Below are 22,069 nucleotides of genomic sequence, written 5' to 3' on the forward strand. Positions count from 1 at the left end.
CTCCTAGCGGTAGTCGGCCGCGGTCGCGTCCTTTCCGCCGAAGACCACGTCCTCGAAGTAGCCGAAGCAGTCGGGGCGGGAGCCGTCCGTGTCGGTGAAGTCGTACTCCTTCGCCAACTGGCCGCTGGAGAGCGACCGGCCGGTCCAGCGCGCCTTGTCGGGGTCGGCGGCCAGCGCCCGTACGGCCCGGCCGATCAGGGCCGGTGACTCGGCGATCGCGAAGTGCGGTTCCTTGGCCACCGCATCGCGCCAGGTCTCCTCGGTCACCCCGAAGTGGTCCAGCATCTCCTCGGACCGCAGGAAACCGGGGGTGAGGGACACCACCGTGCCGCCCAGGTCCTTCACCTCGGCAGCGAGGCCGAAGGCGATGCGGTGCGGGGCGTTCTTCGTGAGGTCGAAGCAGAGGTTCTCGCGGTAGGTGCGGTTGAAGGAGGCGGTGCCGTCGGTGACCTCGACCAGCAACGCGCCGGGCCGCCGGTTCATCAGCGGCAGCGCGTAATGGCTGGTGATGACGTGGGTGTCGACGCCGAGGCGGAACATCCGCAGGCCGTTGGCCAGGTCGAGGTCCCAGAGCTTGGTGTTGAATTCGAGCAACCGGTCGCCGCCCCAGACGCTGTTGACCAGGACGTCCAGCCGCCCCTGCTCCCGGTCGATGCGCTCGATCAGCGCCTGGACCTGCGCCGGCTCCAGATGGTCGGTCGGTACGGCGATGCCGGTCCCGCCGGCCGCGGTCACCAGCTCCGCGGTCTGCTCGATCGTCTCCGTGGGGCGACCCACCTCGCTGACCCGGTCGCGGGTCGTCCGCCCGGTGACGTACACCAGCGCGCCCGCCCGGCCCAGTTCCACGGCCATCGCCCGGCCCGCGCCCCGGGTCGCCCCGGCGACCAGCGCCACCCGCCCGGTCAGCGACGCGGTCACGGGCCGGTCCGGCCCCGCGCTCGCGGAGACCGCGTTTCCACCGCTCGCAGTCCGGCCGGCCGAGGTCCCGCCGGCCGCGTGCCCACCCGACGCGTTCCCGGCCGACACGTTCCTGGCCAACGCGCTGCCGCCCGCCAGGTCACCGTTCGTCGCGTGTCCACTCGTCACGTGTCCACTCGTCACGTTCCCGCCCGACGCGTTTCCGCCGGACGCGCTTCCACCCGCCGGGTCACCGTTCGTCGCGTGCCCACTCGTCATGTTTTTCCACTCCCCACTGTCAGGTGCCGATCGCCGGACCCGCGGCCCACCAGTGCTGGCCCCGCGCCCGCGCACCGCGACCCTGACAGCGAATCCCGACACCTTCTGTCCGGTATTCGTGCTGACCGGTTGTTCGTGCCCTCCGGCATTCCTGCCGCCCGGCATTCCTGCCCTCCGGCATTCGTGCCGTCCGGTATTCGTGGGGCAGACATGCGGGCGGGAGGGGCAGAGCATCGCGAGCTCACCCCTTACGGACTCCGCCCCGGAACTCCCGCACGCTCCCCCCGTCCCGCAGCCGTCCGACGACCTCCGCCACGGGGGACGGGCCGGAGTCCGGGCCCGGTGCCGGAGCGGCGAGGGTGGTGCCCCGGGCGGTGGTCCGCAGGGCGCCGGTGGCGTCGAGGGCGGCGACGTCCGGGCTGCCCGCCGCCAGCAGGTACGACTTCCCGGACGGCGAGCGCCAGGGGACGGCCCCGACGACGTGTGGGCCGTAGCGGCTGCAGGCGGCGGTGCCGTCGGACCGGCCGGCGATCCGGCCGGGGTCGTCCGGCCGTACGGTCGGCGGCAGGAAGCGGACGGTCGCGCTCCCGGGTCCGCGCCAGGTGTCGGCGCGGGTGCACACCCAGGTCGCGCTGCCCCCGCCCTCGGGGAGGTGCTGCACGGCGAACGCCCAGTTGCTGACGGACCGTACGCCGGCGCCGCGCAGCGCACCCAGCCCGCACGCCGTGCGGGCCCAGGTCTGCAGCGCCGCCGGGTCGGTGGCCTCGCGCTGCCCGGCGACCGGGCCCGCCGCGCCGGCGGGCGGCGGCGGTACGTAGGTGAGATGGACCGGGACGAGGTCGTTGAGGTCGGCCAGCAGGAAGGGCGGGGCCGGCGCCCCGATCCGTGTGGAGGGGCGGAACTGCGCCACCGGCCAGTGCCCGCAGCCGCCGCCCGCCTGCGGGGGGAGCGGGATCCGGTCGGTGACGCCGTCCGGGGCGACGTGCAGCCCGCGCGGCGGGGCGCCCGGCGCCAGCAGGTCGCGGGCGGCGACGTCGGAGATCCAGGGGGCGAGCAGATAGCGCATCCAGCCGTTGCCGCGGCCGATCACCAGCGCGGCGCCGGTCGTCAGATCCGCGCCGTCCACCCGCGCGAAGTGCAGGGTGACGGTGGCGTCTTCGGGTTCGGCGTAGCGGACCAGCCGTTCCCCGTCGTACAGGACGACCACCATGACGTTGTCGATCAGACCGGCGTACAGCAGCTGCGGCGGGTGGTCGGGCGGGCGGGTGGAGGTGTCGGCGGACGCGGTGATCCGGGCGTCGGCGGGCGGTGCCGCCCAGGCCCGCAGCGCCCGGCCCAGGAGTTCCTTGTCGCCGGCCTGCCGCCCGCGCGCGGGCCAGGCGGTGAAGTCCACCCGTGCGGTGTCGGACCACTGCTCGGTGGGGGTGCGCAGCAGCTTCGTGGGGTCCAGCGCCTGCTGGGCGAGGGTCGGCGGCCGGCCCACCGGGTCCGCGCCGCGCGGCACCACGGCGACCACCGCGCCGATCGCCGCGACGGCCGCCAGCGCCACCGCGGCCCGCAGCCGCTGCCGGCGGCGCAGCAGGTCCGTCGGCCGGGTCTGCACCGTACAGGGGTCGAACTCCCCGGAGTTCAGCAGCGCCGCGGCGCCCGCGCCGGTGTCCCGGTCCAGCTGCTCGGCCGCCCGCTGCGCGGCCTCCGGGTCGGTGACCCCGGCCCGGTCCAGCAGCGCCCGTACCGCGTCCTCGTCCAGGCCCTCCAGCTGCCACAGTCCGATGGCGGCCCGGACCGACGCCGGGACGGCGGACAGCGCCTGGTCCAGGGCGAGTTCGTCGGCGCCGCCGGCCCGGGGGAACAGGCGCAGGCCCCAGACCTGGGGCACCGCGGGCAGTCCCCGGCCGGCCCGGCCCTCGTGCGCCAGGGCCAGCCGCAGGGTGCGCAGCCGTACCAGGTCATAGCCGTTCTCGGGCAGCGGGCCGCGCTGGGCCGGCAGCCCGCCGTCCGGGTGGCGCCGGCGGCCGGTGCGCGGCAGTGCCCGCTGGACCAGGCCGTGCGCGGTGAGCACCCGGCGGTGGCGGCCCATCGACGGGGGCAGGACGAGGTAGGCGAGGCGGACCAGCCGGGGGTAGTGCTCGACGAGGGCCGCCTCGGCCCGTTCGACGTCGGCCCGGGTGCGTTCGTCCATGGGCATGGCCTGAAACAGCCCTTCAGAAATTGGCAGATTTACCGACTATGCCGTGTATGCCGTCGTTCGGTTGTTGCACGCCTTCCAACGAGTGATTCTTGGGGCGGTCACCCGGCGGCCCGCCCGGCCCGCGCGCTCCCGGCCACCGTCCGCGCCGGGCCCGCCCGTCCGCCCGCTCCCTGCCTGCTCATCCCCCGTTCCCCGCCCCGGCCGGCGGCCCGCGCCCGGCCACCCTCCGGCCACCCTCCGGCCCGGACGACGGCGCGGCAGCATCCGGGGGACTCCGCATGCGGCACACCCAGGCAGGGCAGATGCTGGAGCGGTGATGGACGAGACGGAGTTCTGGGAGCTGATCGACGACTCGCGCGAGGCGGCCGAGGGTGATCCCGAGGAGCAGGCCGACGCGCTGGTCGAGCGGCTGCTCAGGCGCGACCCGGACGCCGTCGTGGACTTCGCCCGCCACTTCGAGTCCCGCTACAACCGGGCGTACACCTGGGACCTGTGGGCGGCGGCCGCGGTCCTGCTGGACGGCTGCAGCGACGACGCGTTCGACTACTTCCGCTGCTGGCTGATCGCCCAGGGCCGGGAGGTCTTCGAGGGCGGGGTGCACGACCCGGACCAGCTCGCCGAGCTCCTCGACGACTTCGACGAGTCGGTCGACGGGGACGCCGAGGAGGTGGGGTACGCGGCCGACGAGGCGTACGAGCAGATGACCGGCGGGTCGATGCCGGACCTGGAGCTGCCCCCGCCGCCCCGTGAACCGCTCGGCAGGTACGTCGACTTCGACGACGACGAGACCCTGGCCGAGCGCTTCCCCCTCCTCTGGGACCGTTTCCGGCCATAGCCCGGCCGGAGGCGACTCGGCTCCCCCGCCGGGGAGTTGTCGTCGCCTGGCGCCGGGCCCGGGCAGTATGGGCCCATGCGGATCGCGATCACCGGCTCGACCGGACTCATCGGCACGGCCCTCGTACGGTCCCTGCGCACGGACGGCCACGACGTCGTCCGGCTCGTCCGGCGCGCCCCGGCGGCCGCCGACGAGGTGCGCTGGGACCCCGAGCGGCAGCAGGTCGACACCGCGGGGCTGACCGGCTGCGAGGCGGTGGTCCACCTCGCCGGCGCGGGCGTCGGCGACCACCGCTGGACCACCGCGTACAAACAGCAGATCCGCGACAGCCGGGTGCTCGGCACCCGGGCCCTGGCGGAGGCGCTCGCCTCGATGGACGTCCCGCCGCGGGTCTTCGTCTCGGGCAGTGCGATCGGCTACTACGGGGACACCGGGGACCGGCGGACGGACGAGAGCGCGCCGGCCGGCCACGGTTTCCTGCCGGAGGTGTGCGTGGACTGGGAGGCCGCCGCGCAGCCCGCCCGGGACGCGGGCATCCGCACCGTCTTCGCCCGCACCGGCCTGGTCGTGGCACGCTCGGGCGGTGCCTGGGGGCGGCTCTTCCCTCTCTTCCGGCTCGGGCTGGGCGGGCGGCTCGGCGACGGCAGCCAGTACTGGAGCTTCATCTCCCTGCACGACCACATCGCGGCGCTCCACCACCTCCTGGCCACCGAGGAGCTGACCGGTCCGGTCAACCTCACCGCGCCGGAGCCGGTGACCAACCGGGAGGTCACCGCCGTGATGGGCCGGGTGCTGCACCGGCCCACGCTGTTCTCCGTCCCGGCGCCGGTGCTGCGGGTCGCCCTCGGTGAGTTCGCCGAGGACGTGCTGGGCAGCCAGCGGGTCGTACCGAAGCGGCTGCTGGAGTCCGGGTTCACCTTCACGCACCCGCGGATCGTCGAGGCGGTCCGGGCCGCGGTCGTCTGAGGGGCGGTCGGGCCGCGGTCGTCTGAGGGCCGGGCCGGCGGGTGCCGTCCAGCCCCGTTAGACGCCCCCGCCCACCGGCAAACCGTGACGAAGGACGCTTCGACGCGCCCCGGGCGCCCCCTGTCGTACGCGCCGGCGCATGCCTACCTTTCCGCACACATCACTCGGCATTCCCCGCGGCCTCAGAGGGCATGACAATGCGTGCACCCGCCGCTGGGACCGACCTCGGGAGGCCATGTGCTGCGCACCGCATCGACCGTGGACGTCGTCGTCGTGGGGGCCGGCCCGGCCGGTCTCGCCGCGGCCCGCCACCTGACCGGCGCGGGGGTGTCCGTGACGGTCCTGGAGGCCGCGGAACGGATCGGCGGCCGGTCCGCCACCGACCGGCTCGACGGCTTCCGGCTGGACCGCTGCGGCCGGCCGCTGGCCGTCTCCGCCGCCGAGCTGCGCCGCACGCCGGGCCTCGGAGATCTGACGCTCCGTCCGTTCGCCCCCGTACTGAGCGTCCACAACGGCCAGCGGGCGCAGCACATCAGCGGCTCCCGGAGCACAAGGGGCGCACTCTCCGCGGCGCGCGCCCTCTCGCGCGCCGACCGCCCGGTCCAGGACGCCCTGGCGACCCGGCCCACCTTCCCGCCCCGCGCCCCGGACGTCTTCCTGCGGCCGCTGCTGGGCATGCTGCTGTGCGATCCGCGGCTGCGCGGCTCCAGCCGGGGCGCCGCGCTCGCGCTGCGCGGGTACGCGGAGGCCGGGCGGCTGTGGCTGCCGGCCGGCGGCGCCTCGGCCGTCCCCGACCTGCTCGCGGCCGGTCTGCCGCCCGGCACGGTCCGTACGTCCGTGCAGGTCACCTCGGTCTCCACCACGGGCGTCAACACGGCCGGGCACGGCCGGATCCCCTGCCGGGCGGTCCTGCTGGCCACCGGTGCGCGGGACGCCGCCGAGCTCCTGCCGGGCCTGCGGGTGCCCGCCTTCCACCCGGTGACGGTGCTGCACCACACCGCCCCGGCCCCTCCCGGCGGCCGCGGCGGGCCGGCCAAGGACGCCACCGCGGCGATCCTGCCGGTGGACGGACCGGTCGCCTGCAGCTACCGCGCCGGCGCGGTCGACCCGTCCCGTACGCCGCCCGGCCGGCCGCTGATCACCACGACCGTGCTCGGCGCCGCGGCGGCGCTGCCGCTGTCCGTCCTCGACAAGACCGTCCGGCCCCAGCTGGAGCGGCTCTACGGGGCGCGCACCGACGACTGGGAACTGCTGACCGGCCATCACGACCCGTACGCCGTCCCGGCGATGCCGGCGCCGCACGATCCGCAGCGCCCCGTACGGGTGCTGTCCGGGCTCTACGTCTGCGGCGACCACCGCGATGCCGGCACGCTCCTGGGGGCGCTGAACTCGGGCCGGCGGGCGGCCCGCGCCCTGCTGACGGACTTCGGGCTGCCGGCCCTCACCACCGAACCGGACGCGCTGCGCCCGGCGGCCTGACCACCGGGGCCGGCCGGGCCCTGCGCACCCCGCCCGGCCCGGCTCCCGTGCGGCTCCTCAGCCCAGTGCGGCGATCCGCTCGCGGTAGCCGCGCACCGGCGCCGCGTCCCGGTACGGCTCCAGGCGGCGCTCGAACTCCCTGACGTACTCATGGGCGCGTACCGACCGCATTTCGGACGCCTGGAGCGCCGCCTCCGCGCCGAGCGTGCAGGCCTGTTCCAGCTCGCCCAGGCCCAGCCGTGCGGTCGCCAGCACCACCCGGCAGAACAGCCGGCTGCGGGCGAATCCGGCGGCGCGCAGCTGCAGGGAGCGCTCGGCGTGCTGGGAGGCCGCGCGGTACTGCTGGAGATCGCGGTGGCAGTGCGCCAGTTCGTCGGCGAGCTGCGCCTCGTCGAAGAAGCGGGCCCAGTACGGGGTGTCGTCCCCGGGGCGGACGGTCTCCAGCGCCCGTTCCGCGCGCGCCAGCGCCGCCGTGCAGGCCCGGACCTCGCCCATGACGCCGTGCCCACGGGCCTCCGCGGAGTGCAGCAGCGCCTGGACGGCGGGCGGCGCGCCGCTGCCGATCCCCTGCTGGGCGACGCGCGCCAGCTGGACGGCCTCCCTGCCGTGCCCCAGATAGACGGCCTGCCGGCTCATCGTCACCAGGACGTAGGCGCCGTACGCCCGGTCGCCGGCCGCCTGGGCCAGCCGCAGTGCCTGGACGAAGTACCGCTGCGCCAGGCCGTGCGCGGCGATGTCGTACGAGGTCCAGCCCGCGAGCCGGGTCAGATCGGCGACCGCGGCGAACAGCCGGCGGCCGGTGGTCTCGCCGTAGGTGCCGCGCAGCATCGGCTCGGCCTCGTGCTCCAGGTAGCGCACCAGGGCCTGCCGGGCGTGGCCGCCGCCGTAGGCGTGGTCCAGCGCCCGGAACAGTTCGCCGACCGAGCGCAGCGCGGCGATGTCACCGGAGGTGACCTTGGAGCCCTGGGTGCGGTCGACCCGGTCGGTGGTCCGGCGCTGCCGGGGCACCGAGGCCCGGCCGCCCTGCACGGGGACCCGGGCCTCGGCGGCGGCCGCGCCCTCGCCGGCCGGCTCACCGCGGGCCACCCGTTCGTCGGGGCGTCCGATCAGCCAGTCGCGGCTGGGCACCACGAGCCCGGCCGGGGTGAAGGCGATCTTGCGCAGCTCGGCGTGGCTGCCGGAGTCCTTGCGCCACAGCCCGCTGACGATGTCCACCGCCTCGCCGGGGCCCGCGGCGAACTCCAGCCCGGCGTACACCGGCGCACAGGCGTCCAGACCGAGGTCCTGGGCGGACAGCCGGCGCCCGAGGCGGCGGGTGAAGACCTCCGCGATCAGCGCCGGGGTGGTGCCCCGGGGCTGCTGGCCGCGCAGCCAGCGGGTGACCGAGGTCTTGTCGTAGCGGAGATCGAGGCCGTGCTCGATGCCGAGTTGATCAACCCGTCTGGCCAGACCGGCGTTGGAGAAGCCCGCCTCGGCGATGAGCGCGGCGAGCTGTCGGTTGGGAGTGTGTGCGGGTCGTTCCGTCATCAGCTTTACGGTCTCCTGCCTTCCGGTCCGGGCGCCGGTTTCGGCCCACCCGGTCCGGCATGCTCATCGCCCTCTTGGAACGGCGTGAATGTAACGGCCTTCGGTGCCGTTCTCGCGGCCTGCGTCCCGCGTTCATCCGATCGTGTGAGCAGGGACGGGGCTGTGGTTGCTGGTGGGTACACCGGCCGCCTGCGGGAACCGGATCCGGCCGCCGTACAGTTGCTGGGGGCGCGAACGCATCGAAAGGCATCAACGTTGCCGCACAGTGCAACAGAGGTTCGGATGGGAGCTGCCGTGACTGCGATCTCTCGGGGGGAGACCCCCGCACCCGAGGGGCTGCGCTTTGTGCACCTGGGCTTCGGGGCCGACGCGGTGGACTACGAGTCGGCCTGGCAGGAGCAGCGCCGGATCCACGCCGCCCGGTTCGCGGACGAGGTGCCCGACACCTGTCTGCTGCTGGAGCATCTCTCCGTCTACACCGCGGGCCGGCGCACGTCCGACGACGAGCGCCCCCTGGACGGCACCCCGGTCGTCGACGTGGACCGCGGCGGGAAGATCACCTGGCACGGCCCCGGCCAGCTGATCGGCTACCCGATCCAGAAGCTGCCGCGCCCGGTGGACGTCGTCGCCCATGTGCGCCGCCTGGAAGAGGCGCTGATCCGGGCCTGCGCCGAGTTCGGCGTCGAGGGCACCCGGGTCGAGGGCCGCAGCGGCGTGTGGATCCTGGGCGACCCGATGGAGGAGCGGCGAGCCCTGGGCGGGCTGAACCTGGACTTCGACCCGCGGCTGGCGGATGAGCTGTTCGACCCGCGGCTGAACGGCCCGGAGTACGCGCCGTCCAACGCCGGCCAGCGCCGGGAGGACCGCAAGCTCGCCGCGATCGGCATCCGGGTCGCCAAGGGCGTCACGATGCACGGCTTCTCGCTGAACGTGAACCCGGACAACACCTCGTTCGACAAGATCGTGCCGTGCGGCATCCGGGACGCGGGGGTGGCCTCGCTCGCCGGTGAGCTGGGCCGGGAGATCACCATCGCCGAGGTGCTGCCCGTGGTGGAGAAGCATCTGCGCGACGTCCTGGAGAACGCCGAGCTGCTGCCCCGGGCGGTCTGACCGCCCCGGCAGTGCGGGAATGCAACCCTGCGACCTGGGGTTGCCATGCACGTATGGACGTGCGAATTATCGGGCGTACCCTGGTGTGCGCCGAAGAAACGAAGTTGTAGGGAGCCGGTCGTGTCCGCAGTCGCACCCGACGGACGCAAGATGTTGCGCCTGGAGGTCCGGAACAGCCAGACCCCCATCGAGCGCAAGCCCGAGTGGATCAAGACCCGGGCGAAAATGGGTCCCGAGTACAACCACCTCCAGGGCCTGGTCAAGAGCGAGGGCCTGCACACGGTCTGCCAGGAGGCGGGCTGCCCCAACATCTTCGAATGCTGGGAGGACCGCGAGGCGACGTTCCTCATCGGCGGTGAGCAGTGCACCCGCCGCTGCGACTTCTGCCAGATCGACACCGGCAAGCCCAAGGAGCTGGACCGCGACGAGCCGCGCCGGGTCGCCGAGTCCGTGCAGACCATGGGCCTGAAGTACGCCACGATCACCGGCGTCGCGCGTGACGACCTGGAGGACGGCGGCGCCTGGCTGTACGCCGAGACCGTCCGGCAGATCCACTCCGTGATGCCCGGCACCGGCGTCGAGCTGCTGATCCCGGACTTCAACGCGGTCCCCGAGCAGCTCGCCGAGGTCTTCTCCTCCCGCCCGGAGGTGCTCGCCCACAACGTCGAGACGGTCCCGCGGATCTTCAAGCGGATCCGCCCCGGCTTCCGTTACGAGCGGTCGCTGGAGGTGATCACCAAGGCCCGCGAGGCCGGCCTGGTCACCAAGTCCAACCTGATCCTGGGCATGGGCGAGGAGCGCGAGGAGATCAGCCAGGCCCTCCAGGACCTCTACGACGCGGGCTGCGAGCTGATCACGATCACCCAGTACCTGCGTCCCTCGGTCCGGCACCACCCCATCGAGCGCTGGGTCAAGCCGGCCGAGTTCGTGGAGCTCAAGGAGGAGGCCGAGGAGATCGGGTACGCGGGCGTCATGTCCGGCCCGCTGGTCCGCTCCTCGTACCGCGCCGGCCGCCTTTACCAGCAGGCCATCGAGCGGCGCGAGGTCGAGGCCTCCAGTCAGGCGGTCTGAACCCGGTCGGACCTCCCTGGCGCGCCTTCTTGTGAAATGTGGCACATGCTGGGAAACACGCGGCCCGCACTCCCCTCAGGACGGGGGCGTGGCGGGCCGCGTCAATGTTTCATTGGTGTTTGACCGGCAGGTCATCCGTTGGTAACACCGTTGAGTGACGATGGATGCACGCACCGCTCCCACACCACTCCTGCTTCTCCGAACAGCCAGAGGGAGTCACTGACCATGCAGGCCGCGCCGCTCCGCGCCATCCCCGCCCGCCCCGTCCCTTCCGTCACCGGTGCCCTGCGTGCCGTCGAGGCCGTCCTGATGCGCGGCGGCCAGCGCACCGCCCGCCGCAACGCCTGGACGTCGGTCCTGGAGGACCGCCGGCGCGCCAAGGACCGTTACGAGGCGGCATACGTACTGGAGGCCGCGGCGACCCGCCGCCCGCACGCCACGTAAACTTCGCTGTATGGCGAGGAAGGCACAAACCAACGGCGCTGCCGGCGCTGAGAACCCCGGGCGGCTGAAGCAGATCGCCCTGACCTACAAGATGACCCGTCGGGTCGACTCCAAGGTCGGTCTTGTCGTCGCTGGTGTAGGCATCGTCGTATTCGGCGTCCTCCTCGCCATCGGCTTCGCGATCGGCCACCCCGTCTACGCCGGAATCCTGGGCTTCGTCCTGGCCTTCCTGGCGATGGCGATCGTCTTCGGACGGCGTGCCGAGCGTGCGGCCTTCGGGCAGATGGAAGGCCAGCCGGGTGCCGCGGCCGCGGTGCTGGACAACGTCGGGCGCGGCTGGACGGTCACCCCGGCGGTGGCCATGAACCGCAACCAGGACGTGGTGCACCGCGCGGTCGGCAAGGCCGGCATCGTGCTGGTCGGCGAGGGCAACCCGAACCGTCTGCGCGGTCTGCTGGCCGCCGAGAAGAAGCGGATGGCGCGCACCGTCGCCGATGCCCCGGTCCACGACATCGTGGTGGGCGACGGCGAGGGCCAGGTCCCGCTGAAGAAGCTCCGCACGACCCTGCTGAAGCTCCCCCGGGTCCTGCCCGGTGCCCAGGTCACCGCGGTCAACGACCGGCTGCGCGCGCTGGGCGACCTGATGAGCAACATGCCCGTACCGAAGGGTCCGATGCCGAAGGGCATGCGGATGCCCAAGGGCGGCGGCAAGATGCGCTGAGCGCCGACTCTGAACCGATACGGGTGGGGCCCGGGACCGTCGCGGTCCCGGGCCCCACCCGTGTCAGGTCCGTCACCCGTGTCACGTCTGTCCGGCGTGTCGGATGCGTCCGGCGCGCGTGTCGGGTCCGTCCGGGGTGTCGTGCCCACCCGGCGTGCGTGTCAGGTCCGTGCGGGGTGTGCATGTTCACCCGGCGTGCGCGTGGCAGGTCCCGTCCGTCCGGCGTGTTCGTGTCCGTCCAGACGCCTGGATCCGGACCGCCGACCGGATGCGGACCTGTCTGACCTCTGGCCGGATTCCGATCTGGCCGGATTCCGACTAGATACGGACCTGTACGGCACGCGCCAGGCGGTCGTGCAGCCCGCGGCCGTCCCGGTCCCAGACGACAGCCGGGATGACGAGGACGAGCAGCAGCGTCCGCAGCACCACCCGCGGCAGCGAGATCCGGCCGCCGCCCTCGGCGACCACCCGCAGGCCCAGCAGCCGCTTGCCCGGTGTGAAGCCGACCGTGCCGACCGTCAGCACGCTGAGCACCGCGAAGACCACCAGTGCCCAGTTGCTCGCCGCCTGTGCCCGGCCGCCGCTGAGCAGCCCGTAGGCGACCAGCAGGCACAGCGCCCAGTCGATGAAGAGCGCGGCGAACCGGCGCCCGGGACGGGCGAGCGATCCCGGCCCCTCCTCCGGCAGCCCGAGCCGCTGCCCGCGGTATCCGAATTCGACGCCCATGTCCTCGGCTGCCGCGCGGGGCCCGGAGATCCACGATCCGATTGCTTGCCTGTTGTCCACCCGTCCACGGTACTGGGACCGCATACGTTCCCTTCCTGGAGGGCCGGTATCCGCGCAGGCGGACCGCCCCTGACGGCGGCAGAAACCCGGCCTCACCACCGGGTTCGCAATCCCTCTTATTGGCGCACACTGGGGGGTAAAGAGGACCGCGCGGCGGTTAACCTCGGCGAAACAAATGGGTCATGCTTGGGAAATCCCGCCTGCCTATGGTCGGGCGAGCGCGCCACCGCACTGGTCGCGTTCCGAGTAGCAATCCCGCGTCCGCCGACCGGTGACCGGGCTAGGAGGAGTTGGATGTTCCAGAACGCCGACGAGGCCAAGAAGTTCATTGCGGACGAGGACGTGAAGTTCATCGATGTCCGCTTCTGTGACCTGCCCGGTGTGATGCAGCACTTCACGATCCCGGCAGCGGCCTTCGACCCGGCCGACGAGCTGGCGTTCGACGGCTCCTCGATCCGCGGTTTCCAGGCCATTCACGAGTCCGACATGGCGCTGCGCGCCGACCTTTCCACCGCTCGCGTGGACCCGTTCCGGCGGGACAAGACGGTCAACATCAACTTCTTCATCCACGACCCGATCACCGGCGAGCAGTACAGCCGCGACCCGCGCAACATCGCCAAGAAGGCCGAGGCCTACCTCGCCTCCACGGGCATCGCGGACACCGCGTTCTTCGGTCCGGAGGCCGAGTTCTACGTCTTCGACAACGTCCGCTTCGAGACCAAGTCGAACGAGTCCTTCTACCACATCGACTCCGAGGCCGGCGCCTGGAACACCGGTTCCGAGGAGAACAACCGCGGTTACAAGGTCCGCTACAAGGGCGGCTACTTCCCGGCCCCGCCGGTCGACCACTTCGCCGACCTGCGCGCCGAGATCTCCCTGGAGCTGGACAAGGCCGGCCTGCAGGTCGAGCGCCAGCACCACGAGGTCGGCACCGCCGGCCAGGCGGAGATCAACTACAAGTTCAACACGCTGCTGGCCGCCGCCGACGACCTGATGCTCTTCAAGTACATCGTGAAGAACGTCGCCTGGCGCAACGGCAAGACCGCCACCTTCATGCCCAAGCCGATCTTCGGTGACAACGGCTCCGGCATGCACGTCCACCAGTCCCTGTGGCAGGGCGGCGAGCCCCTCTTCTACGACGAGCAGGGCTACGCGGGCCTCTCGGACACCGCCCGCTACTACATCGGCGGCATCCTCAAGCACGCCCCCTCGCTCCTCGCCTTCACGAACCCGACGGTGAACTCCTACCACCGCCTGGTCCCCGGCTTCGAGGCCCCGGTCAACCTGGTCTACTCCCAGCGCAACCGCTCCGCGGCCATGCGCATCCCGATCACGGGCTCCAACCCGAAGGCCAAGCGCGTCGAGTTCCGTGCCCCGGACCCGTCGTCGAACCCGTACCTCGCCTTCTCCGCCCTCCTCCTGGCGGGCCTGGACGGCGTCAAGAACAAGATCGAGCCGGCCGAGCCGATCGACAAGGACCTCTACGAGCTCGCCCCCGAGGAGCACGCGGGCGTCCCCCAGGTCCCGACCTCCCTCCCGGCCGTCCTCGACGCCCTGGAAGAGGACAACGAGTACCTCCAGCAGGGCGGCGTCTTCACCGCCGACCTGATCGAGACCTGGATCGACTACAAGCGCACGAACGAGATCGCCCCGATCCAGCTGCGGCCGCACCCGCACGAGTTCGAGCTGTACTACGACATCTAAGATCCTCCGAGGTCCGCCGAAAGGGCCGCCACCCCTCCCGGGTGGCGGCCCTTTCGTCTTTGTGTCAACACACGCAAGGGGCCCGGCGCGCGTCCGCGCCGGGCCCTTGCGTCTAGGAAGCACTCACGCCTTGAAAATGATTACCAATTTTACAGTCCAAAAAACAGTCAAGCCCTGCAGGCATAGGGTTGCCACCTCACAAAAGGCGCCCCATGCGCTTTTCGCGGATTCCATTATGTGAGCCCCTGCCGCAAGATCTACGCACGCCGTGAACAGTGCCGCGAACAAGGAAATCACGAAAGCGATGACGAGGGACCAGATGAGAGAGCGATGGACGGATCGTTTAAGTTCGATATCGGGTGCACTCATGGGGTTTACTCCCTTGAAGTCTCAACATAATTCCTCCAATTGATGTGAAATGGTCTGCAGGCACTTCGCCGTGCAGTGGATCTCGTGAGTCAACCGACCCCGGATCCAGGTGACATGATGCCCCGTCAGGCACATCGATCACAGCTCAGGGACCTCTCACGACAACCTCCAGCGTGATCAGGCAATGTGACACCGAGTACGCCTCCCGGGGTACCCGGAAGGCGGCTTCCACCTTGACTGGATGTCAATAGCGACATCCACAGTGGGCCGGCAGGCCCACTGCAGAAGAATGTAGCGCTCTTCTGCTGTTGGTTGAAACGGAACTGACCGCCCGTTGGTTCCCTCCGTGCCGGCGGCGAGCGGCCTTGTGGTCATTGGGAGAAAGGCATATGCCTACGGCAATTGCCGGCGATATGGCGGCTCGGGTGCCCCGTGCCGCAGGGGAGAAGCACGTCGTGAGGGGGCGGTTCCGGAGTGGGAATCCGTGGCGGGGGGCGCGCCCTGGTCCTTGGCGGCGCAGGAACAGCGGTGCGCGGCAGGAGTGCTACGGCGGCAAGGGATCAGTTCCGGCGGCGACGTCGTTGGCCGTACGGGCCGCTGTGGTCGTGGGGGCGCCATTCCTCGTAGTGGAGGTCCCGGTCTCCGCTCTCCTGCCGCTCCCCGAGGGTGGCGTCCTCCTCGTCCCGGTCGCCTTCTTCCGGCAACGAGTAGATCGGGGCGGGCTGCTCGTCGTCGTAGCTCTCGTACCTACTCATGTCCGGCTCCGCGGGGGGTCGGGGTGGTGGGCCTGATCAGTGAGGCCGTGGCAAGGGCGGCGAGGAGGGTGAGGGCGGCCGACCACCACAGGGCGTCGGTGTAGCCGCCCACCGTTGCCTTGCTGATCATCTCCGCCAACTGCGGCGGGAGCCCGGCCGGGCTGATGACCTGGCCGCTGCGGGCCGCGGCGCCCAGGGCCGGCGGGAGGCCCTGGACGGCGTCCAGTCGGGCGGCGACGGCCGCGGCGAAGGTGCTGCTGAAGAGGGCGGTGCCGAGGGCCGCGCCCACCTCGTTGGTGGTGCCGGCCACTGCCGCGAGCCCGCCGGAGTCCGGGGCGGCGATGCCGCCCGTGGCGAGGGAGTAGAGCGGCATCAGGGCCATGCCGAGGCCGAGGCCGGCCAGGACCGTGCCGGGCAGGACCACGGCCACGTAGCCGCTGTCCGGCTCCAGGCGGGTCAGGATAAACAGGCCGCATGCGGTGAGCAGGAGGCCCGGCGCGATCAGGTGGCGCGGCGGTACGCGGTGGAGCAGGCGGGCGGAGACCTGGGTGGAGCCGATGAGGATCGCGGCGATGGTGGGCAGGAGGGCGGTGGTGGTGGCGCTCGGGGAGTAGCCGCGGGAGTTCTCCAGGTACGCCGTCAGGGTCGGGAAGAGGGCGAGGGTCCCCGCGCCGGTCAGGAACAGGGTCAGGAGTGCGCCGAGGCGGGTGCGGTCCCCGGTGGCGTACGGCGGCAGGAGCGGGTCGGACGTCCTGCGCTGCCAGAGGGCGAAGGCCAGGAGCAGGACGACGCCGACCGCGAACAGGGCCAGGACCAGCAGGTCGGCCCAGCCGCGCGGGCCCGTCTGCTGGAAGCCGTAGACGAGGGCCACGATGCCGCTGGAGCCGAGCAGCAGGCCCGGGGCGTCGAGGCGGCGACGGGCGCGGAGCGGGCGGTCGTGGACCAGGGTGGCCACACCGATCACGGCGATCACGGCGAGCGGGACGTCGGCGAACAGGCACCAGCGCCAGCTCAGGCTCTCCAGCAGCCACCTGCCGGTGAGCAGGCCCAGGGTCGAGCCGCCGGCGACGATCGTGGCGTAGATCCCGAAGGCCCTGCCCCGTGCCTTCGGGTCGGGGAAGTTGGCCGCCACCAGGGACAGTACGGCCGGTGACAGCAGTGCGGCGAAGGCGCCCTGGAGGGCGCGGGAAGCGACCAGCATGCCGGAGGTGGAGGCCGTTCCGCCGAACGCGGCGGCCACCGCGAAGCCGGCCAGCCCGGTGAACAGCATCCGTTTGCGGCCGACCAGGTCCGCGAGGTGCCCGCCGAGCAGCAGCAGCCCGGCGAAGGCCAGTCCGTACGCGGTGAACAGCGCGTTCAGGCCGTCGGCGGGCAGGTGCAGGTCGGCCATGACGACCGGCATCGCCATGTGCAGGGACGTCGCGTCGAACAGCACGAACAGCTGCACCAGAGCGGCCACCGCCAGGCCCCACCAGCGCCTGGGGTGCGGGGGCGGGGAATCGTCGAGGTTCGGCGGGGAGGCCGGTGGGGGCCAGGCGTGCGGGGCCGCGCCCGGGGGTGGTCCGAAACCCTGCGGGGGGACGAGCTGTGCCGGGGCCGTGGGCGAGTAGCCGGGCATCGGCGGGGCCGGGGGCTGCGGCTGCCCGGCCGGGAGGCGGGGGTCCGCAGGGGGCACCGGTGCACCGACGGCGGCGGCGCCGGGCGTGCCCACGGCCGTCTCGGGTGCGTAGTCCAGCAACTTGGCCGCGTGACGGCCGAGTTGGGCCAGTACCGCGCCCGGCAGCCACTCCCCCTCCGCCTCGGCCTCGGTGCGGGCCGCGACCTGCTGGAGGGTGGGCCGCTCGACCGGGTCCTTGTCGAGGCACTCGCGTACGAGGTCGAGCAGCGGCTCCGGTACGCCGGACAGGTCGGCCTCCTCCTCGGCGATCCGGAAGAGGTGGGCGTTCAGCCCGGTCTCCGTGGCGCCGAAGAGCAGGCGTCCGGTGGCGGCGTAGACGAGCACGGCGCCCAGGCAGAACACGTCGCTGGCGGGGGTGAGTTCGAGGCCGCGCACCTGCTCGGGCGACATGAAGCCGGGGGAACCGATCAGCATGCCGGTGCGGGTGTGCAGGCTGTCCCCGGCGAGGCTGTCCATGGCCCGCGCGATCCCGAAGTCGATCACGCGCGGCCCGTCCACCGTCACCAGCACATTGGACGGCTTGAGGTCCCGGTGGATCAGGCCCGCCTCGTGCACCGCCTGCAGGGCGCGGGCGAGGCGGTTGGCCAGCACCCGGACGGAGTACTCGGGCAACGGCCCGTAGTCGTCCGCCACCACGGTGGTCAGGTCGGGTCCCGGGATGTACTGGGTCGCCACCCAGGGCACCGCGGCCTCGGTGTCGGCGTCGAGCACGGCCGCCGTCCAGGAGCCGCCCACCCGCTGAGCGGCCGCCACCTCGCGGGCGAAGCGCCGGCGGAACTCCGGATGCGTCGCGTGCTCGTCCTGGACGACCTTGACCGCGACGGTCCGCCCGGCCTCGGAACGGCCCAGATACACCAGGCCCATACCGCCGGCGCCCAGGCGGGCGATCAGGCGGTACGGACCTATGTGCGTCGGGTCCGATGAGATCAACTGGTCCACGGGGGCAACGTAATCCACGCTGCGGGCCTCCGTACCGGATTCACATTTCCTTCTCCCTTCCCGGGCGCGGGGCCGTGTGGCCCGGAGCCAGGCCCCGGGGCAGACTGGGGATATGCCTGAATTGCCGGAGGCCGAGGCGCTGCGGGGGTTCCTGGAGGGGCGGCTGGTCGGGTGTGCCGTCGGGCGGGTGCAGTTGGTTGCGGTGGCTGCGTTGAAGACCTATGAGCCGGGGCTGGATGCGGTGGAGGGGCGGACCGTGGAGGGGGTGGGGCGGTACGGGAAGTTCCTCGCGCTCCACGCCGGGGAGCAGCTGTTTCTTGTGATGCATCTGGGGCGGGCGGGGTGGCTGAGGTGGAGGGAGCAGCTGCCGGCTGCTCCGCCGCGTCCGGGGAAGGGGCCGTTGGCCCTGCGGGTGCGGATCTCCCCGGGTGAGGCGGGGTTCGACGTGACGGAGGCGGGTAGTCGGAAGCACCTCGCGCTGTACGTCGTGCGGGACCCGCGGGAGGTGCCCGGGATCGCGCGGCTCGGGCCCGATCCGCTGGGTGACGACTTCACGCGGGCGGCCTTCGCCGGGATGCTCCGGGGTGAACGGCGGCAGATCAAGGGCGTGTTGCGGGACCAGAGCGTACTGGCCGGGATCGGCAACGCCTATTCGGACGAGGTCCTGCACGCGGCGCGGATGTCACCGTTCAAGCTCGCCGACGCGCTGTCCGACGAGGAGGTGGCGCGGCTGTACGCGGCGATCGGGACGACGCTGGGCGAGGCGGTCGAGCGGGCCCGCGGGCTGGCGCCGGAGGACCTCAAGGCGGAGAAGCGGACGGGGATGCGGGTGCACGGGCGGGCGGGGCAGCCCTGTCCGGTCTGCGGGGACACCGTCCGCGAGGTGTCGTTCAGCGACTCGTCGTTGCAGTACTGCCCCACCTGCCAGACCGGGGGCAAACCCCTCGCCGACCGGCGGCTGTCGCGGTTGTTGAAGTAGCGCTGCCCGTCATGGTTGAAGTAGCCATGTCCGTCATGAAGTGGCCATGCCCGCCTCATACGAGGCCCCGCATACGAGGCCCCGCCGCCGGGCGGCCGGCGGCGGGAGATGCCAAGCAAACGCTCTGCTATCTCACGTACCTGCAATCCCACGCGTCACCTACTTCTGTGGCGTTGGCATTGGCCAAACGGTCAAGCGCGTCGGGGCCATATTGCCATTTGCAGACCTGATCCATGGGGATACCCTCTACGCGCGATCTGTCGGAGTTCACACAGAACCAACGATACGCCGCATATTTGGCATTGTCTGAGGCAAGGAGATTGAGCCCCTTGGCCTCGCACCAACCTTCCAGGTCCGGAACTCCAGCATAGGAGACGCTATCCATGCATTCCCATGCGCTGTAAGTATCCGCCATGGTCCGCAGCCGGTCGATTGCATTGCGATTCGGGTAAGTCGCCCCGCACACACCCTCGACGAAGTTGTGAATCTCTTCGTCATTGGCGAACTCTTGCAGGCTGCCGTCATCGTTCTTGCAGCGTATGGAGTACGCATCCTCACCGATGGTCGTGACACCCTGCCCGAATCCCTGATCCTTGCAGTAGGCGTCAAAATCCTGGACCGATAGCGGGTGCACGACATCTGTATCACTCTCCGCCACGACCACGTCAACCGAACCCGCGTTATCCCCGAGACACGCATCTCTATCATTGATGCGCAAGAACAGCGTGCCCTGTTGGCGGGCCGTGAAGGTGCCCCCTGACCCCACAGGGAAGACCTGCCCCCTCTCCCCAATACGCCCCAAAAGCTTCCCGTACGGCTGACTGGCGTCAGCCTTACAGGGCTGGTAGATCCTCTTATCCGTCCTGTACGAGTACCCTTGAGGTCCCACGCGAGGGTAATTGCGGTAATCGACGGTCCAGGCACCGGATACGTAAGTTACTTGGAACTTCTCCCCCTGAGCAATCGACGACGGAACTTTCTGCCAACCCGCTTTGGAGTCGACCGATGGAGGTGAAGCAGAGGGGGACGCAACGTCCAGCGAACCACTGGGACCTGCGGAGAACAGGCTGGTCGCCAGCGCAAATGCCGCCACGGCCAGGGAGGCCTTGACCTTCCTTGCGAAACACAACATAGCTGCCTCGATTCACGGAGAACAACTCAATTCACCAATTCGCCGCACGGGAGAGCCGTCAGGCAGCTTGACGGAAAGTGCCACATATACGGACGCTGGAAGCGAGAACCGACTGTAACGTCAGGTAAGGAAATTCCCGTTCTCGCCTTCATTTGATCGTGGCGAGAACGAGGAGCTAGACCCCCAAAGAAAGCGGTGTTCCCTCTAGCAGGATCCCTCGCGCCTCGGGGATGGGCAACTCGCAGTCGCCCTTCGCCAAGCGGTGACTCAGTTCACTCCTCCCAGCCTGAGACAGCTCAGCTGTGTCCCACCGTGGCGACGCCCTGCCTTCGGGCGTCGCCACTGTCTGAGGGTCTCCGGGGCTGAGCCCCACGCGTCAATTGCTCAGCCCGACGCCAGCAGCTCCCGTAGTTCCCGTACCGCCTCGCGGAGGTGGTCGGCGAAGGCGTGCATGGGGGCGGCCACGGGGCGGGGGGTGGAGAGGTAGAGGTGGAAGCGGTCGGGGAGGAGGACGTAGGCGACGCCGATGCAGCGGGGGCTGGTGGAGCCGAAGCCGAAGTACTGGATGTGGGTGGAGGGGGCGGAGCTGGTGCTGAGGTAGTCGTCGCGCATGATCAGCCAGCCGGGGGTGCGGTAGAGGGCGGGCTGTTCGGTGATGCCGAGTTCGGGGCCGCGGCGGCGTTGGATCAGTTCGAGTTCCCAGAGGTGTTGTTCGGGGGCGTCGCCGGCCTGGCATTCCTTGGCGCGGGTGACGTGGGCGCGGGCGGCGGTGTGCAGGGCGGTGCGGCGGGTGGCGGGGTCGGTCGCCGGGTCCTGCATCGTGGCGACGAAGTCCACGATTTCCGGGGTGACCACGCGCATGGCCTCGGTGCGGCCGCGGCGCCACTGGCGGGTGGCGATCGACTCGTAGGTGGCGCCCAGGTGCCCCTTGGCGCGGTGGTGGGCCAGTTGGTAGGCGAGCTGGACGAAGGCGTCCGGGGAGACGCCCAGGGACTTGGCCGTGTCGGCACCGAAGTCGTCGAAGGAGACGGTCCGGGTGGCGGTGTCGGCGCCGTACTGGGCGAAGGCGGTGGCGGCGGAGCGTACCTGGGCGCGGAGGGCGTCGTCGAGGTGGAAGGTGAGGGGGTGCGGGGTGGGGGCGCCCTGGGGGCGGGCGCCGGAGAGGCGGGCGTGTTCCTCGGGCGGGGTGGTGAGCAGGGCGTCGACGAAGCTGAGGATGGTGGTGCCGTCCAGTTCGCAGTGTTCGACGTTGATGCCGGCGCGGCCGTCGGCGAAGACGATGAAGGAGACGGCCTTGTCGAACCAGCGGTTGCCGCGGTCGCCGTAGAGGAGCTCGTCGCAGGCCTCCTGGGTGTCCGCGGGGGCGAAGTCCTCCAGGCAGAGGCAGAAGAGGGCGGTTTCGACGGTGTCGAGGGCCGCGGCGTTGTCGGGGTGGTGGGCCTGGAGGGACGCGCGGGCGGCGGCCCATTCGGCGCGGGCCATGGTGGTGAGGTGGCCGACCGGGGCGTCCGGCTCCGCACCGGGGGCGGCGTCCATGACGGCCCGCAGACCCGCCTTCAGGTCGCCGAGGGAGTGCGGGGTGCCGTCGGGGCCGAGCACGTCGAGGGTGTACATGCGGCCCTGGAAGAAGACCACGATGTGGCGGGCGTCGGACGGACCGGGCCACTCGTCCGTGTAAGGGGCGCGGACGGTGTCCTGTTCGAGGCCGGGGATGCGGGTGGTGGAGAAGAGGTACTTGTTCTGTTCCATGCTCTGCGGGCGGCCGCGCTGGATCACCGGGGGAATGGCCTCCCGGTCCAGTCGGTGCTTGTGGTGGAGGGCGCCGGCGATGAGGCCGGCGGCCCGGTCCAGCGGTGACTGCCCGGTGTCCTGGAAGAGGAAGAAGAAGTTGGCGTTGAGGGCGATGCGGTCGCGGCGGCCGAGGTAGCGGTACGGCCAGAAGGTGTCGAGCCAGCTGTGCACGCCTTCGGTGGCGTCGTACTCCTCCAGGGCGGCGTGCAGCACCCGGCCGGGGCCGCCGGGCCGGAGGAAGGCGGCCACCTCCGCCTCGGTCTGCGCCAGTTGGCCGGCGGTCAGCAGGGGCCGGCACCAGGCGAGGAACCGCTCGCAGCTTTCCTCCAGGGAGGGCAGCGGCACCCGCGGGAGGGTGTCCTCCAGGGCGAAGGTGGCGGGGGTGGCGTTCTCGTTGCTCTCCTCGGTCGGGTGGT

Annotated in this window: 17 protein-coding genes; 9 read left to right on the forward strand and 8 right to left on the reverse strand. The window is 71.5% G+C overall.

Features of this window, described 5'->3' with window-relative positions; all coding sequences use genetic code 11:
• Positions 1–3 precede the first annotated feature (3 nt).
• Together AB0G35_RS21425 and AB0G35_RS21430 are read right to left on the reverse strand one after the other, a co-directional pair.
• Positions 4–918, reverse strand: a complete 915-nt coding sequence (locus tag AB0G35_RS21425) for an SDR family oxidoreductase (protein ID WP_360951571.1) — start codon at positions 916–918, stop codon at positions 4–6.
• A 499-nt stretch (positions 919–1,417) separates the two neighbouring features.
• Positions 1,418–3,358: a hypothetical protein gene (locus AB0G35_RS21430; protein ID WP_360951574.1), complete on the reverse strand. Its 1,941-nt coding sequence runs from the start codon at positions 3,356–3,358 to the stop codon at positions 1,418–1,420.
• 325 nt (positions 3,359–3,683) lie between these two features.
• Between AB0G35_RS21430 and AB0G35_RS21435 the strand changes: the two genes are divergently transcribed.
• The 3 genes from AB0G35_RS21435 (at position 3,684) to AB0G35_RS21445 (ending at position 6,647) form a co-directional block, all read left to right on the forward strand.
• Entirely contained in the window at positions 3,684–4,202 is a 519-nt protein-coding gene (locus AB0G35_RS21435) for a DUF4240 domain-containing protein (protein WP_360951577.1), read from the forward strand.
• Between the two features lie 75 nt (positions 4,203–4,277).
• Complete coding sequence (locus tag AB0G35_RS21440; RefSeq protein ID WP_360951580.1) at positions 4,278–5,168, forward strand: TIGR01777 family oxidoreductase; 891 nt, start codon at positions 4,278–4,280, stop codon at positions 5,166–5,168.
• Positions 5,169–5,405: 237 nt separating this feature from the next.
• Positions 5,406–6,647 (forward strand): FAD-dependent oxidoreductase, encoded by a 1,242-nt coding sequence (locus AB0G35_RS21445; RefSeq protein WP_360951583.1) that lies wholly within the window; start codon positions 5,406–5,408, stop codon positions 6,645–6,647.
• 57 nt (positions 6,648–6,704) lie between these two features.
• On the opposite strand, the gene AB0G35_RS21450 is transcribed toward AB0G35_RS21445, so the two are convergent.
• A complete protein-coding gene (locus AB0G35_RS21450) occupies positions 6,705–8,174 on the reverse strand; it encodes a regulator (RefSeq protein WP_360951586.1) in 1,470 nt (489 codons plus the stop codon).
• A 282-nt stretch (positions 8,175–8,456) separates the two neighbouring features.
• Here AB0G35_RS21450 and lipB point away from each other — a divergent pair, with 282 nt between their 5' ends.
• From lipB to AB0G35_RS21470, 4 genes are all read left to right on the forward strand, one after another.
• A complete protein-coding gene (gene lipB, locus AB0G35_RS21455) occupies positions 8,457–9,284 on the forward strand; it encodes a lipoyl(octanoyl) transferase LipB (protein ID WP_360951589.1) in 828 nt (275 codons plus the stop codon).
• A 120-nt stretch (positions 9,285–9,404) separates the two neighbouring features.
• Positions 9,405–10,355, forward strand: coding sequence for a lipoyl synthase (gene lipA / locus AB0G35_RS21460; protein WP_360951592.1), 951 nt, complete (start codon positions 9,405–9,407; stop codon positions 10,353–10,355).
• 225 nt (positions 10,356–10,580) lie between these two features.
• A complete protein-coding gene (locus AB0G35_RS21465; protein ID WP_360951595.1) occupies positions 10,581–10,799 on the forward strand; it encodes a hypothetical protein in 219 nt (72 codons plus the stop codon).
• 10 nt (positions 10,800–10,809) lie between these two features.
• Positions 10,810–11,520, forward strand: coding sequence for a DUF4191 domain-containing protein (locus AB0G35_RS21470; protein ID WP_360951597.1), 711 nt, complete (start codon positions 10,810–10,812; stop codon positions 11,518–11,520).
• Between the two features lie 318 nt (positions 11,521–11,838).
• Here the strand turns inward: AB0G35_RS21470 and AB0G35_RS21475 are convergent, their stop codons facing one another.
• A complete protein-coding gene (locus tag AB0G35_RS21475) occupies positions 11,839–12,306 on the reverse strand; it encodes an RDD family protein (RefSeq protein ID WP_360951600.1) in 468 nt (155 codons plus the stop codon).
• A 294-nt stretch (positions 12,307–12,600) separates the two neighbouring features.
• Between AB0G35_RS21475 and glnA the strand changes: the two genes are divergently transcribed.
• Positions 12,601–14,010, forward strand: coding sequence for a type I glutamate--ammonia ligase (gene glnA / locus AB0G35_RS21480; RefSeq protein ID WP_360951603.1), 1,410 nt, complete (start codon positions 12,601–12,603; stop codon positions 14,008–14,010).
• Positions 14,011–14,939: 929 nt separating this feature from the next.
• Here the strand turns inward: glnA and AB0G35_RS21485 are convergent.
• Both AB0G35_RS21485 and AB0G35_RS21490 read right to left on the reverse strand, forming a co-directional pair.
• Positions 14,940–15,134, reverse strand: a complete 195-nt coding sequence (locus AB0G35_RS21485) for a hypothetical protein (protein ID WP_360951606.1) — start codon at positions 15,132–15,134, stop codon at positions 14,940–14,942.
• The gene (locus tag AB0G35_RS21490; protein WP_360951609.1) at positions 15,127–17,751 is read right to left on the reverse strand and encodes an MFS transporter; all 2,625 of its coding nucleotides are present in this window, start codon (positions 17,749–17,751) and stop codon (positions 15,127–15,129) included. The genes AB0G35_RS21485 and AB0G35_RS21490 overlap by 8 nt, the downstream gene beginning before the upstream one ends.
• A gap of 112 nt (positions 17,752–17,863) precedes the next feature.
• Here AB0G35_RS21490 and AB0G35_RS21495 point away from each other — a divergent pair, with 112 nt between their 5' ends.
• Positions 17,864–18,730 carry a DNA-formamidopyrimidine glycosylase family protein gene (locus AB0G35_RS21495; protein WP_360951612.1) on the forward strand — a complete coding sequence of 289 codons (867 nt, stop codon included), beginning with the start codon at positions 17,864–17,866 and terminating at the stop codon, positions 18,728–18,730.
• 127 nt (positions 18,731–18,857) lie between these two features.
• Here AB0G35_RS21495 and AB0G35_RS21500 read toward each other — a convergent pair whose 3' ends face one another.
• A complete protein-coding gene (locus AB0G35_RS21500; protein WP_360951615.1) occupies positions 18,858–19,448 on the reverse strand; it encodes a hypothetical protein in 591 nt (196 codons plus the stop codon).
• Positions 19,449–20,246: 798 nt separating this feature from the next.
• Positions 20,247–21,998 (reverse strand): choline/carnitine O-acyltransferase, encoded by a 1,752-nt coding sequence (locus AB0G35_RS21505; RefSeq protein ID WP_360951765.1) that lies wholly within the window; start codon positions 21,996–21,998, stop codon positions 20,247–20,249.
• Positions 21,999–22,069 lie beyond the last annotated feature (71 nt).

The organism is Streptomyces sp. NPDC021749 (assembly GCF_040640655.1).
In the GTDB taxonomy this organism is placed as follows: domain Bacteria; phylum Actinomycetota; class Actinomycetes; order Streptomycetales; family Streptomycetaceae; genus Streptomyces.